We start from the raw sequence: 14,166 nt of genomic DNA on the forward strand, positions 1-14,166 counted from the left end.
TGGCTAAAGATTTTTTACCTGCTGTTTTACTTTGCTGACTAATTCATCTTTCTCCCTGGCTGACGTCATCAGGCTAAATTGCTCCCGCGCTTTGATGTAGGCTTCAAGAATGAGCATGAACTGAGATTTGAGCTGTTCTTTTTGTTGCAGCTGTTTACCGATCTGTCGAACGAGCAAATCTATTTCGCTCAGTTTTTGTGTTTGGTGCTGTAAGTTCGAAGCCGTGCTATTGTGATGGGCAGCCTCTTCTTTAGTCAGCCACTCCAATATTCTGCGCTGGGAGTTAATCATGCGCTCTGTATCTTGCCTGATAGGGATCAGCAGCGACTGCTCCTGAGCCTTGATGAAGCCGGTGAGGTGCTGATTGCCTTTAAGAATAGCTGTCTTCAATGCCTCGTCGTTCAAATCAGCCGGGTCTTTCTTCGTATGGTAGAAATAGTCCACCATTTGGATAAAGAGCTGGACCTTGGTTCGCCCCAGCTTTCTCGCTGTCTTCTCAAGCTTACTTCCCGTTTCGTTCGGAAAGCGGATCGTTTTTTTGTTCACATCTTCCATTTCAACAGCCAGTATACCAGCTGGTATACTTTTTTAAGGGTTCATGATATTTTCAGAGCAGTAAGTATACCCGGAGTATACTTCAAACCCCGTTTGCAGCGCATACGGGCCGAAAAGTGGGGCATTGCCCAACTTCGTCTTGCTCCATTTTTTTACTCTATTTCTTTTTAAAACGGACACCTTCTCAAGGCTTTCGAGTAAAGGCCATCTACGAAGTAAATTTCTGAATGTCAGTAGAATTAAATTGACAAGCATCTAGGTAGTTCCCAAGAAGCCTTACTGGTTTATTCGTATTAGCGTCGATGTGATCTTTGGTCATTTGGCATATGCGGGATAAAATGTCAGGAAATACTTGTGAAATTTTCAAAAGCTATATCTCGAATCTTAACGTGACGAGAAAGCAAGATAGAAATGTGGCAGATGCGGCAACCGTATCTTTTCAGAAGCCACTAATCAGATAGTGTTTGAATCCAATAATAATCACCATCAGCCCTGGAGTAATCATAGCGACTGCGACTAAAAATTGCTTCTTATTCAACCAATGATGTTCGGTTGCTACCCCTGGCCGCCCTTATCAGCCAGGGGCAAGCTATCCGGTTAATTTTAGATCTGTCACGTGTAATTCATTTTATGATCAAATCTCCCCCAATTTTATACTTAAATTATCTATTGTTTGAAAGAGTGTTATTTATTTAGTTAAATATATCTTATTTTAGCACCCTGTTCAGCTATCATTTTTCATCCTGATGAAATTTATCAAGTATATTTTGTTTCTTCTGGCACTTTTTATGATAATGGGACACGACATTATCCCTCACAAGGATTCGTCGGATGAGGTAGCGCATGAACATAATCCAGGAGAACACCAGTCATTGCCCGTACAGTTCTCTTTCTCATTTGGAGAAGTATTAGGACACCTGTTTTCTCATGTTCAGCATGAAAATTCTGCAAAAACTCTTGTTTACCTTAATTTCATTGAGAAGAAAGCAGGTGCTCATATAAATGCATTTTATCATATTGGTGGGTTATCAGAGTTTAGTGACAACGAGTTCTGGTATGCTAATTATAAGAAGCAGCGTTTCTGGTATAATGAATCGCCTGCACTTTATTCTCTTCGACATTCCCTGATTCTCAGGGGACCTCCTGCCTGCTAACATCTTCATTAGTGATGCGATTTAACCTTCGCATCCAACTTCAATTTATAGTGGCGATAGCCAGTTTGTTTGAATGCACCTGGACGTACTGTGCATCAGGCATTCTGCTGTTCCTGCCATTTGGGTAATCACATTTACTATACATTCAGATGTTAGATAAGATCATTTATTTTTCAATAAAAAATAAACTGGTGATCGGGTTGTTTACGCTTGCATTAATTTGCTGGGGCGTATATTCTGTAACAAAGCTGCCTATAGATGCAACTCCCGACATTACAGACAATCAGGTAATGGTCATCACCGTATCACCTACGCTGGCCGCACAGGAAATAGAGCAGCTGGTCACTTTCCCGGTCGAGCAGACGATGGTGAGTATACCCGGGATTAAGGACATGCGTTCGTTCTCCCGATTCGGGCTTTCAATTGTAACGATAGTTTTTGAAGAGAAAGTCGATATTTACTGGGGACGACAGCAAGTGCAGGAGCGCTTGTCTATTGCGGCTAAAAACATACCGCAAGGGGTAGGCACGCCTGAAATGGCCCCCCTTACCACTGGTCTGGGCGAAATCTTTCAATACGTAGTTCATGCAAAGAAAGGTTACGAAGATAAATACAATGCTACGGAGCTGCGCACCATTCAGGACTGGATTATTAAGCGTCAGCTGCTCGGAACTCCCGGAGTGGCTGAAGTAAGCGGTTTCGGAGGATTTGTCAAGCAATATGAAATTGCCATAGATCCTGATAAGATCGGCAGCCTTGGAGTTACCATTACAGATATATTCAATGCACTCAACCGTAACAATCAGAATACCGGCGGGGCCTATATAGACAAAGGGCCTAACGCTTATTTTATCCGGAGCGAGGGTCTGGTTAAAAATATAGAAGAAATAAACAGGATCGTTGTAAAAACGAATAACGGCATGCCGGTGCTGATCCGTGACCTGGCCAAAGTACAATTTGGCAACGGCGTGAGATACGGTGCTGCCACCAGAAACGGGCAGGGCGAAACGGTAACAGGGATCGTAATGATGCTGAAAGGAGCGAATTCCTCTGAAGTAATCAGCGACGTGAAAGAAAGGATCACACAGATCCAGAAGACACTTCCTGAAGGTGTGGTCATAGAGCCCTTTCTTGATCGCAAGAAACTCGTTGATAATGCGATCAGTACCGTAACGACTAACCTGATTGAGGGAGCCCTGATTGTTATTTTTGTATTGATCCTATTCCTGGGTAATCTTCGCGGCGGCCTGGTGGTAGCCTCCGTAATTCCCCTTGCCATGCTTTTCGCTATTTCCATGATGAACCTGTTTGGTGTTTCGGGTAACCTGATGAGCCTGGGAGCTATCGATTTCGGGATTATCGTTGACGGCACAGTGATCATTGTGGAAGCTGTGATGCACCGGATCAAAGGCGGTGGCGGGAAGTATCCGGGGATCTCCGTGCTCAGTCGGGCACAGATGGATGAGGAAGTATATGAATCGTCCCGTAAGATCCGCTCGGCTGCGGCGTTTGGTGAGATCATTATCCTGATCGTCTATCTGCCCTTACTTACTTTGGTAGGCGTCGAGGGGAAGATGTTTATGCCGATGGCCCAAACGGTATCCTTTGCAATACTGGGAGCATTCCTGCTTTCATTCACCTATGTGCCCATGATGTCAGCACTGGCTCTCAGCCGAAACACCACGCATAAACACAATTTCTCCGACCGGATGATGGAAGCTATACAGCGTGCTTACACACCGATTATTGAAGGTGCAATGCGCCGAAAATTACTGGTAGCAGTTATCGCTGTTTCCTTATTCACTGTCACCCTGTTCGCGTTTACACGTATGGGCGCTGAGTTTATTCCACAGCTCGATGAAGGTGATTTTGCTGTGGAAACCCGCGTTCCGGTCGGAAGTTCTATCAATCAGATGATCGACGTTTCTCAAAAAGCGCAGACGATCCTGCTAAAGAACTACCCGGAAGTCAAACAGGTAGTTAATAAGATCGGTTCAGGAGAGATTCCCACAGATCCGATGCCCATTGAGGCAGGAGATATGGTGGTTACGCTCAAGCCAAAAAAGGAATGGCGAAGCGCAGAAAACAGGGAAGAACTAATCGAAAAAATGCAGGCATCCCTGTCTGTGATCCCCAATGCAACATTCAGTTTCCAGCAACCCATCCAGATGCGCTTTAATGAACTGCTAACCGGCGCTAAGCAGGATGTTGTACTGAAAATTTATGGCGAAGACCTCGATGTTTTGTCGGACCTGGCCCGTGAGATCGGCCGGAAGATCAGGCCGGTTGACGGAGTGGAAGATCTCTATATAGAGCAAATTACCGGGCTGCCGCAAATCGGCATCCAGTTTAACAGAGATAAGATTGCGTTATATGGATTGAACATTGAGGATGTCAATGCTGCCATAGAAGCCGCATTTGCAGGTAAAATGGCGGGGCTGGTATATGAGGGCGAACGCCGGTTCGATATGGTGGTACGCCTGGACCGGGCCAACCGGAGAGATATTACCGATGTCCGAAATTTATACATCGGTACACCTACAGGTCAGCAGATCCCGCTGAGCGAAGTCGCCGAAATATCGTATAAACCCGGGCCGGTGCAGATTCAGCGGGACAACGCTAAAAGACGCATTACTATCGGCTTTAATGTGCGTAACCGTGATGTCAAGAGTATCGTCACTGATATCCAAAATGTAATTGCCCGTAGAGTAAATATGCCTGCCGGTTATTATGTAACCTATGGCGGACAGTTTAAAAACCTGGAGGAAGCGAATGCGCGTTTAGCAGTGGCCCTTCCTGCTGCCTTGCTGCTGATCCTGCTGTTACTGTATTTTACATTCCGATCTGTAAAGCAGGGACTGCTGATCTTTACCGCTATCCCGCTGTCGGCAATTGGTGGAGTGTTTGCCCTGCTGATCCGGGATATGCCCTTTAGTATCTCTGCCGGTGTTGGTTTTATTGCCTTGTTTGGGGTTGCCGTTCTCAATGGTATTGTTCTGATCGCAGAATTTAACCGTTTGGAAGCGGAGGGTGTCTCCGATATCTACGAACGTATTCGCCTGGGCACAAAAGTAAGATTACGTCCAGTCCTGATGACTGCTACAGTTGCCTCGTTCGGATTCCTGCCGATGGCGCTTTCAGGGTCGTCAGGGGCAGAAGTGCAACGTCCACTGGCTACAGTAGTAATCGGCGGGCTGATAACAGCTACTATTCTCACACTCGTGGTTTTGCCGGTTTTATATATCTATTTCAGTAAATCAAAAGGGAAACTAAATAAACAACCGGCGACCCTGTTAACAATCTTTATTGCTTTAGGATTTACACTGCCGTTTAACTCAAAAGCACAGTCGGCGGCAACTCCGGCCAACAGGGTCCTCACCCTCGAACAAGCGATTAGTGAAGCCTTACAGAATAACAACGAGATCAGAATTGCTGCTTACCAGATCAGTGAACAACAGGCCCTAAAGCCAGGAAGCATCAGCCTGCCCAAAACGGAATTATCTTATACGCAGGGCGTGGTCAGCAACCCGACGATTTCCGACAATATTATTTCTGCCAGTCAGCGGATTGATTTCCCGACACTGTATGTGAGCCAGGGCAGATTAGCCAATGAGCGTGTCGCCAGCAGGGTGAAATATAAAGCGGTCAAAGAAAATGAACTCAGGGAAAATGTAAGACGCGCTTATCTCCAGTATCAGTATGTTCTTGGCAAAAGGGAGCTGCTGATGCAGTTGGACAGCATTTACGCCAACCTGAGCAAGGCCAGTGGAATAAGGTACCGCACGGGCGAATCTACGAGTCTGGAGAATATGACTTCAACCGTCCAGTCCCGGCAAATAAAAAATGAGCTGGAAAAAAACGGTGCTGATCTGACAATAGCGGCAGAGCAGCTGCGGACGCTTCTGAATACTACCGACAACATTACCGTTGCCGATAAGGATCTTGTTCCGGGAACACTGGTTTTACCACTGGAAGACACATCTTCCGTTTCCCGGAACCCGACCATTGCTTATTTAAAGCAGGAACTAAATGTTAGTAAACAGATGACCTCAGTAGAGAGAAACCGGATGCTGCCTGAAATTATCCTGGGATATAATGGTCAAACCTATAAAGGTGTGCAAATGATCAATGGTGATGAACGCCGGTATACAGGCAGCGACCGTTTCAATTTTTACCAGGTTGGCCTTGCCATTCCAATCTTTCCGGGAGGTTACCGTTCAAAGATCAGGTCATTGAAAGTCAGTGAACAGATTGCACGGTCACAGGTAGAACTGGCCACGGTAAACCTTAACGGTCATTTGAAGCAGATGATCCAGGAGTATCAGAAGCTAAAAAAATCGGTGGAGTATTATAGATCGGAGGCCCTGCCTCAGGCCGATCTGATCATCGGAAACGCAGAGAAAGCTTTCAGAAGCGGGGATATTTCCTATACCCAATACCTTCAGAATCTGACTATATCCACGGATATACACACCCAGTATCTGGATAACCTCTTTAATTATAATCAGGCGATAATCTCTATTGAGAGTGTTTTAGGATCCATACAATAAGTATTAACATGAAGAAAATGAATAGTTTAACAAGAATATACCTCCCTTTCTTGCTTTTAGGCATTACCTTATACTCTTGCGGGGGAAAACAGGCAGGTGATTCGGCAGAGCAAGAGGCCCCCGTTCAAAAGGATACAGTTGCTGCCTCAGTCAATAAGGTATCTTTCACCTCAGAGCAGTATAAATTGGCCGATATCCAAACCGGACAAATCGAACAGCGCAATCTCAGCAGTATCATTAAGCTGAACGGCGTGATCGATGTGGAACCCAGCAGTACAGCTTCCGTTTCGGCCCCGCTCGGGGGCTATATCCGGACGGCGGGGCTACTGCCGGGCGAATTTGTAAAAAAAGGTCAGATACTTGCGCGTTTGGAAAACCCGGAGTTCATTTCCATGCAGCAGGAATACCTGGAAAGCATTGGAAAGCAGGAATACCTGGAACAAGAATATAAACGGCAGCAGGTTCTGAGACAGGAAGATGTAAATGCCACCAAAACATTTCAGCAGGTTAGCTCGGATTATAAAGTAATCAGGGCGAAGATTGCAGGCCTGGAACAGCAAATGCTACTTGCAGGCCTGAACAGCAATGCTGTAAAGCGTAGCGGACAGATTGTACGAACAGCCAGTCTGTATGCCCCGATATCCGGTTATATTAAAACCAGTAATGTCAACATCGGTAAATATGCAGCTCCAACGGACATTCTTTTTGAGATTGCAGGCAGGGATGATCTGCATCTGTCCTTAAATGCTTTTGAACGCGATATGGTAAAACTCAGGATTGGCCAGAACGTAAAATTCTCACTGGCCAGCGAAAATAACTATGACCGTACAGCGAAGGTCTTTCTTATCGGACAGGCTGCCGGAGAAAACAAACAGATCCCGGTACATTGTCATTTCAGCAGACAGCCCGGACTGGTTGCCGGAATGTATGTGAAAGCATGGATAGAAACCGGCACAGAAAAACAAAGTTCGGTGCCAACGGATGCTGTTGTGCAGCTTAATGGTAAAGATTATGTGATCGTCCAAACCGCACAGTCGGATAAAGGGTATGAATTTACTCTCGAAGAGGTGAGAAAAGGTGTAGAACAGGAGGGCTACACTGCAATTTCAGTCAGTCCAGGCTTCGATACTGCCACTTCCCGCATCGTTATTAAAAATGCGTATGCAATACTCTCCGCATTGAAAAATGCTGAAGAAGAAGAATAAATGAAAATAATAAAAGAGTTATGAAAAAGGCATCCGTATTTTTCTCGCGTACATTTCTCTGGGAGATCATTCGCATTATTACTGTAGGCACCGCCTGCTTATTGTTCTTCTGGGAAATGATCCCATTACCGGTACTGCTTGGGGCGATGGCTTTCGGTTTGTATGCCCTCTTAAAAACAGCTCTGAACGACTTGGTCAAAGAACGGAAAGTAGGCACGGAAACTTTCATCACCATAGCTGTGATCATTTCTGTAGTAGGAGCAGAATACCTGGCAGGTGCTGTTGTATTAATGATCATTCTGATTGCAGAGTACATTGCCAGCGCCAGCGGAGAGCGGGCAAGAGCTTCTATCAAAGAGCTCATAGGGTCTGTACCCAAAACAGCTATGGTTAAAAAAGATGGTCAGGTGGTAAACACCGGTATTGACGATCTGAAAGTAGGTGACGTTATCCTGGTAAGAGCTGGCGAAAAGATCCCGGTCGATGGCAAAGTTGTCTCCGGATCGGGTTCCGTAAACCAGGCTCCGATCACTGGCGAAAGCAGACCGGAAGAAAAAACACCCGGTTCGGAGGCCTTTGCCGGAACGATCCTGGAGCTGGGCGCTTTAGATATAGAAATGACCAGGCCTGGTAACGATACTGTTTTTTCCAGGATTATTTCTCTGGTTGAAGAAGCCGAAAGCCGGCAGGCTCCGATTGAAAAATATACAGATAAGGTGGCCTCTTACCTGATCCCGGTTGTGTTCATCTTCGTCCTGGCAGTGTATATCATTACCAGGGACGTTAAACTGATCATTGCCTTGCTGATCTTTACTTCACCGGCAGAACTTGGCCTGGCTACACCACTGGTGACCATCGCTGCCATCGCCCGTGCAGCAAGAGAAGGGATATTGATCAAGGGAGGCTTATATCTTGAGGAACTGGCGAAGATCGATACCATTGTCTTTGACAAAACCGGCACGCTTACAGCAGGAAGCCCTGCTGTGAATAAGGTGGAAATCATAGAGGATACCAAAAATGAAGCCGAACTGGTCCGGCTTGCCGCTGCTGCAGACAGGCGCTCCAGTCACCCGCTGGCCAAAGCAATACTTAATTATGCCGAATCGCTAAGCCTGGAATATCCCGAACCCTCCTCTTTCGAAGTTATTAAAGGAAGAGGTGTGAAAGCGGATATTGAACAGCAGATTATTTTGCTGGGGAATAAAGCCTTTATGGTGGAAAATGGAATTTCTATACCAGCAACCAGGGTCAACCTTGCGGATACTGCTATCTACCTGGCTGCAGATCGAAAAATCCTGGGAGTCTTTTATATAGCTGATTCGATCAGAAAGGGGGCCGCCAATATGCTCAGGGAGCTGAAGATTGCAGGAATAAACAAAGTCATTATGCTGACCGGCGACAACCAGGAAACGGCCAAACATGTGTCCGAACAGATTGGAATCAGCGACTACCGGGCGAATCTGCTTCCTGAAGATAAGATTAGTACAATTAAAGAACTGCAGGCTTCGGGGGCGAAGGTCGCGATGGTGGGTGATGGTATAAACGATGCCCCTGCGCTGGTTCAGGCTAATATCGGTATTGCAATGGGGATCATGGGGACCGAAGCTGCGATGGAAGCCGCCGATATTGTACTGATGGAAGATAAGCTGGAGAAAGTGGCCAGAGCACGGGCAATCAGTAAAAAGGCGTTCCGCACCATTCGGGAGAATATCTTTGTCGGTGTTGGAGTGGTGCATGTGATCGGCATTACACTGGTTTTGCTCAAAATACTTGGCCCGGTACAGGCGGCTGCTATTCACTTGCTTCCTGATACCCTGGTTTTTATTAATTCTATTAAATTATTAAAAGTCAAGATCCGGGATTAGCAGTTTTCCCGGACGGTAATATTCAATCAGAAAATCCATAATTATCTAATAACACAATTTAAAACAATGAAAAAAGTAATTTTTATCGCACTATTAGCTTCTGCAATGATGGCCGCCTGTTCTTCCGAAACAAAAACGGGAGAAACCTCTGACACCATGTCGGTGGATAGTATTCCAGTGGTTACAGACGAGCCTGTTCTGGCAGATTCCACTTCTGCAGCAGATTCAGCCACTCTGGATAGCGCCGCTAAAGCACACGGGCACGTACATTAATCAGTTTAATCAGCCAGTTTCGTCCCGTAGTGCGAAACTGGCATTGTTGTTAGCACATTATGAATTTTAAAAATATTATTTCAGTCGTTACATTCCTGCTGCTGAACGCAGCTACCGGTACTGTTTTCGCACATGGCGTTGACGGGGATACACAAACATTTCTTACCGGGAACAGTGGTGTTGCTTTCGGCCCCTTTCTATACATCGGAGCAAAACATATGCTGACAGGATATGACCACCTGCTTTTCCTGGTAGGGGTAATCTTCTTCCTGTACAGAACCAAGGAGGTTCTTCTCTACGTTAGCTTTTTTACTATAGGTCACAGTATTACACTGCTGCTGGGTGTGCTGGCCGACATTGCCATCAACGCCTACCTGATCGACGCCATTATTGCATTGTCTATTGTGTACAAGGGCTTCGACAATCTGGGAGGCTTCCAGCGATTCTTTGGAAAACAGCCTAACACCAAAGCGGCCGTATTGATCTTCGGTTTATTTCATGGTTTCGGACTGGCTAGCAAGCTCCAGGATTTTCAATTCAGTAAGGAGGGGCTGGTAACCAATCTGCTGGGTTTCAACATCGGGGTAGAGATCGGTCAGTTTATCGCATTGGCCCTGGTGCTGGCGCTGATCACCATGTGGCGAAGGCATAGCAGTTTCATGAAATTTTCTGCCCTCACCAATACCCTGCTTATGGCAGCAGGCTTCCTTCTTTTAGGATTTCAATTAACAGGATATTTTACAGCTTAACAATCTCATCATGTCAGAAATGAATCATCAGGTCCTTGAAAAAGGTAAAATAATAAAGTCTCTAGTTTTTGCATTGGTCATCGCGTCGGTTCTCTTAATAACAGCAGTCTTACCAGCCGAATACGGTATAGATCCCATCGGTACGGGAAAAGCATTTGGTTTCAGCAAACTCTATGTGCCAGAAGAAGGAACCGGAGACTCGGAAATGATCGTCCGGGAAGCGAGATCCGTAATTAAGTTAGAAAAGGCAGGTTCCGGACCGGAAGTAAAAAGGCCGGCTGAAGCAGATTTACCTCCCCCGGCACAGCAGTACACAAAAAGGGAAGACAGCGTCCAGGTAACCGTTCCGGCAGGAGAGGGCGTTGAATATAAGATCAAAATGCTCAAACACGGGCAAATGAAATATGAATGGCTGACCACCAGCGGTGAACTTTACTTCGATTTTCATGGCGAACCTAAAGAGGTGAAGCCTTCGAAAAATACCTACTTCGATAGTTATACCATTGCCTATTCCGATAACATGGTTGGTACGTTTCTTTCGCCGTTTGAAGGAAAGCATGGATGGTATTTCAGGAACAACGGAGATAAAGATATTGTGGTAACCATCAGAATGAAGGGCGAGTACGTTTTATAGAAAATTTGTTAATAAGGACAGTATAAGCCAAAGCTTATACTGTCCCTGCATGTTTGCTATGCCTATTTCCAAAAGAAGAAAGCCCTCTGGCAAAAAAAGAGGCAGATATACAAGGTGGTACCAATCAATGACGCCACCCAAGGGAAAAACTGCTTTGAGATAGCTTCAGAACCTCAAGGCCTTTGATATCCTGAAAGAAAATAAATATCTTTTCTTCCAGGGTTTATTCTATAAGAACTTTTTAGTTAACATTCATTTTAATATCTTTATATTCAGATAGTTCTTTAATTCATCCAAGTAATTACAAATAGTTCGGTTTCCCTTTCGGTTACCAGTATTGTTTGAAGCTTGACATTTGCTTGATAACGAGATGGTTATATGTAAACATTCAGACCTCAGCGGGGTCACCAGATTTCCAAAATCGCTTCTATGGATAATAGAGGCGATTTTGGTTTAATGGCGATTTTAATATTGGGTTTCCGTGCAAAACAAAATCGTTTGGATTCGAACCTTCTCAAATAACCTTATTGGATTATCCAACTCCTAATTACTTGATTATTGCAAAAATTTAGCACATAGATAACAAATCGGTGGGCCTTAAATACCCACGAAATATTTTTTAAAGAAAGGATGAATCTTTTATGGTTGGTAGGTTACCATAGCTGCTACCTTACACTCTAAATCACAATTCCTTCAAAAGATGTTTTCTTTGCCTGCTGACCGGTACGCTCATCTTGTTATCCATCATCAGATAACCTCCATCCGCCTTCTTAAAAGATTCTACACGGTTTTTGTTAATGAGCCATGACTGATGGATGCGGATAAAGCCATACAAAGAGAGAATTTGTTCATATTCGGAAATAGGCTTCGAAACGATAATTGGCCGGCTTTCATTATGTATATAAAAGCTGGTGTAGCTATTTTCGGCACCACAGCAAATGATGCTTTCTATGAGCACATACCTGATTTCGTTCTGATCTGCCAATGCAATTCTCTTCTGTGTATTAAGCCGCTGCTGTTCGTAAGACTGTAGCAGCATGGAAGTCTGGTCTGTATAACTGTTTTTATTTGACAGGATCACTTTATGTACAGCGGCAATCAGTTCCTCGGGCACCACAGGTTTCAGCAAATAATCTGTTGCCGAAAATTTAATCGCCTGTATGCCATACTCATCGTGTGCGGTAACAAATACAATGTGCAGAAACTGCTTGGGAAGCAGTCTTAAGAGATCAAAACCGGTTTCCTGCTTCATTTTAATATCCAGAAATAAGATATCCACAGTGTGGTTATTCAGAAAGTTCAGCGCCTGTTCTACGGAGTTCGCACTGCCGCTAATTGTTAAAAAAGGACAGTAACGTTCTATCAGCACGGTAAGCGTTGTAACAGCGCCTGGTTCATCATCTACAATAAAACAGCTAAGATTGGTCATGAAAGCCAGTTTTGAAGGGTAAATGTAGTAATTGTGCCGCTTCCCTCGCTGTAGTTTACGTTCATTTGAATAGACATTCCTTCAAGCTTTTCGTTATAAACAGCGATACGTTTCCTGGTAAGCGAAAGCCCATGCCCCTGCTGAACCCCATCGCTATTCCAGAAAGTGATGCCGTTGTCTGCCAACTTAACGTTAAGATTATTAGTGTCCCTGAATATCTGAATAGTTATTGTAGGATCAGAAAGGTTTTGACCAAAGGCATGGCGGATAGAGTTCTCCAGCACTGGTTGTAATAATAAAGGCGGAAAATCGATCAACGATGGCCTCAAATCTGTTGAAACTGAAATGGTGTAAGAGAAAGCAGACCTTTCCTGTTCCAGCTTTAAATAGTCTTCCTCTTGCTTTAGTTCCTCTTGCAGGGATACAAACTCCTTTTTGCTATTATCCATTACATCCCGCATAAAACTTGCTACACTGGCTATGTATGCATTTGCCTTCTCCTGGTTATTGTTTATGGTTCCCTGTATAGCATTTAAGGAATTGAAAAGAAAGTGCGGATTGAGCTGGCCGCTTAATAAGGATAGGCGGGTCTCGGTATCTTCGTTTTTTTGCTTAAGCGCAGCAAGTTTTCTTTTGTTCCGTTTGTTGCGTAAATAAAACCAGGTTAGGCCAAGAGTCAAAATTAAAATGCTTATTACCGCTATCTGAGCCCAGGGAATTTCAAAAGGAGGCGGTTTTACACTCACCGTTATGCTGTGCACCGTTTCGGGCTGACTTTTGTATCTGAGATAAATGTCATGGTCTTTTCCGGCAGTCATATCACTTGGGAGAACCAGAAATACCCCATGCCCTGGGTCGAGCGCCGTCAGCGACTTCCATTTGTAAGGATTTTTCCCGAAAGAATATTCGACCTCGTCCTGAAAAGTTAGGCCTTTGTATAACAGGATACCGATAGAGCCGTAGTCTTTTTTAAATATGGTGGAGGTATCTCCACCGAATGCAACGGGCTCGCCCCGTCCTAAATTGAGAATGTCCTGAAGGTTCGCGTTAAGCCCACCATCGCCTAATGGTAGCTGATAATAGATAAAGTTATTGGCTGTATCTGCCGCACGGAGGATTGATATCCGTTGTAGCAATTTTTTTGTTGTGATTTCCCTGACAGTAACTTTCAATGAATCCATGATGTCCAGATTGAAATCACCAGCATAAAAAGTTCGTTTCCAGAGTACTGGAATGAATTTATCTTCAGGGAAGTTAATCCCCAAAATAGCATAATTGCTGTTTTCTCCCAAAGCAGAAAGTGGCATCCATGGCTTAATCACTTTTCCGTTCTGCTCTGCCCTAAACTCCAGCTTTGTATAATCCGGTCCGCCAAAATTTCGGTAAAGTTGGATTTTATTACCATTCTCCTGTAAAAAATTGGGCAAAAAGCTTATCCCTATATTTCTTTGGGAGATAACATAAGCGCTCACTAAAGGTGCCCGGGGCCTTGATGGCCCATAGCTAAAGCTACCCTTTAAGCGCCCAAACCGATGTGGAGTATGCCCGGCACCTGTAATAACATAATTGAAATCGTATTCTTTGGTGACCACAGAAACAGCCCTACAGCTATCGCATATTTTACCATTGATTTTTTTCTTAACGATAACGTCTGAAAATCCAGTTTCAGGTATTTGCTCCTGGCTGTATCCCTGCCGGTTAGCGCATAGCATTAATGCCAGTATAATTAGGTATTTCATTTTAATCTTAAAG

10 protein-coding genes are annotated in these 14,166 nt (G+C 44.6%); 7 read left to right on the top strand and 3 right to left on the bottom strand.

Going from position 1 to position 14,166, the window contains the following annotated elements:
* Positions 1-3: 3 nt before the first annotated feature.
* On the bottom strand, positions 4-555 hold the full coding sequence (locus BDE36_RS11870) for a BfmA/BtgA family mobilization protein (RefSeq protein ID WP_141815019.1): 552 nt from the start codon (positions 553-555) through the stop codon (positions 4-6).
* Positions 556-1,301: 746 nt separating this feature from the next.
* On the opposite strand from BDE36_RS11870, the gene BDE36_RS11880 reads away from it, so the two are divergent.
* The 7 genes from BDE36_RS11880 to BDE36_RS11910 all read left to right on the top strand — a co-directional run bounded on the left by BDE36_RS11880 (position 1,302) and on the right by BDE36_RS11910 (position 10,985).
* Positions 1,302-1,709: a hypothetical protein gene (locus BDE36_RS11880; protein ID WP_141815020.1), complete on the top strand. Its 408-nt coding sequence runs from the start codon at positions 1,302-1,304 to the stop codon at positions 1,707-1,709.
* A gap of 149 nt (positions 1,710-1,858) precedes the next feature.
* Positions 1,859-6,259, top strand: a complete 4,401-nt coding sequence (locus BDE36_RS11885) for a CusA/CzcA family heavy metal efflux RND transporter (RefSeq protein WP_141815021.1) — start codon at positions 1,859-1,861, stop codon at positions 6,257-6,259.
* Positions 6,260-6,276: 17 nt separating this feature from the next.
* Positions 6,277-7,464: an efflux RND transporter periplasmic adaptor subunit gene (locus BDE36_RS11890; protein ID WP_141815022.1), complete on the top strand. Its 1,188-nt coding sequence runs from the start codon at positions 6,277-6,279 to the stop codon at positions 7,462-7,464.
* 20 nt (positions 7,465-7,484) lie between these two features.
* Complete coding sequence (locus tag BDE36_RS11895; RefSeq protein ID WP_141815023.1) at positions 7,485-9,329, top strand: heavy metal translocating P-type ATPase; 1,845 nt, start codon at positions 7,485-7,487, stop codon at positions 9,327-9,329.
* Positions 9,330-9,395: 66 nt separating this feature from the next.
* The gene (locus tag BDE36_RS11900) at positions 9,396-9,602 is read left to right on the top strand and encodes a hypothetical protein (RefSeq protein WP_141815024.1); all 207 of its coding nucleotides are present in this window, start codon (positions 9,396-9,398) and stop codon (positions 9,600-9,602) included.
* A gap of 59 nt (positions 9,603-9,661) precedes the next feature.
* Positions 9,662-10,351 carry a HupE/UreJ family protein gene (locus tag BDE36_RS11905; protein ID WP_141815025.1) on the top strand — a complete coding sequence of 230 codons (690 nt, stop codon included), beginning with the start codon at positions 9,662-9,664 and terminating at the stop codon, positions 10,349-10,351.
* Positions 10,352-10,361: 10 nt separating this feature from the next.
* Positions 10,362-10,985, top strand: coding sequence for a hypothetical protein (locus BDE36_RS11910; protein ID WP_141815026.1), 624 nt, complete (start codon positions 10,362-10,364; stop codon positions 10,983-10,985).
* A 682-nt stretch (positions 10,986-11,667) separates the two neighbouring features.
* Here the strand turns inward: BDE36_RS11910 and BDE36_RS11915 are convergent.
* Both BDE36_RS11915 and BDE36_RS11920 read right to left on the bottom strand, forming a co-directional pair.
* The gene (locus BDE36_RS11915; protein WP_202618207.1) at positions 11,668-12,414 is read right to left on the bottom strand and encodes a LytR/AlgR family response regulator transcription factor; all 747 of its coding nucleotides are present in this window, start codon (positions 12,412-12,414) and stop codon (positions 11,668-11,670) included.
* Positions 12,411-14,153, bottom strand: a complete 1,743-nt coding sequence (locus BDE36_RS11920) for a sensor histidine kinase (protein ID WP_161987606.1) — start codon at positions 14,151-14,153, stop codon at positions 12,411-12,413. The genes BDE36_RS11915 and BDE36_RS11920 overlap by 4 nt, the downstream gene beginning before the upstream one ends.
* Positions 14,154-14,166: the final 13 nt, after the last annotated feature.

Source organism: Arcticibacter tournemirensis (genome assembly GCF_006716645.1).
Classification (GTDB): Bacteria; Bacteroidota; Bacteroidia; order Sphingobacteriales; family Sphingobacteriaceae; genus Arcticibacter; species Arcticibacter tournemirensis.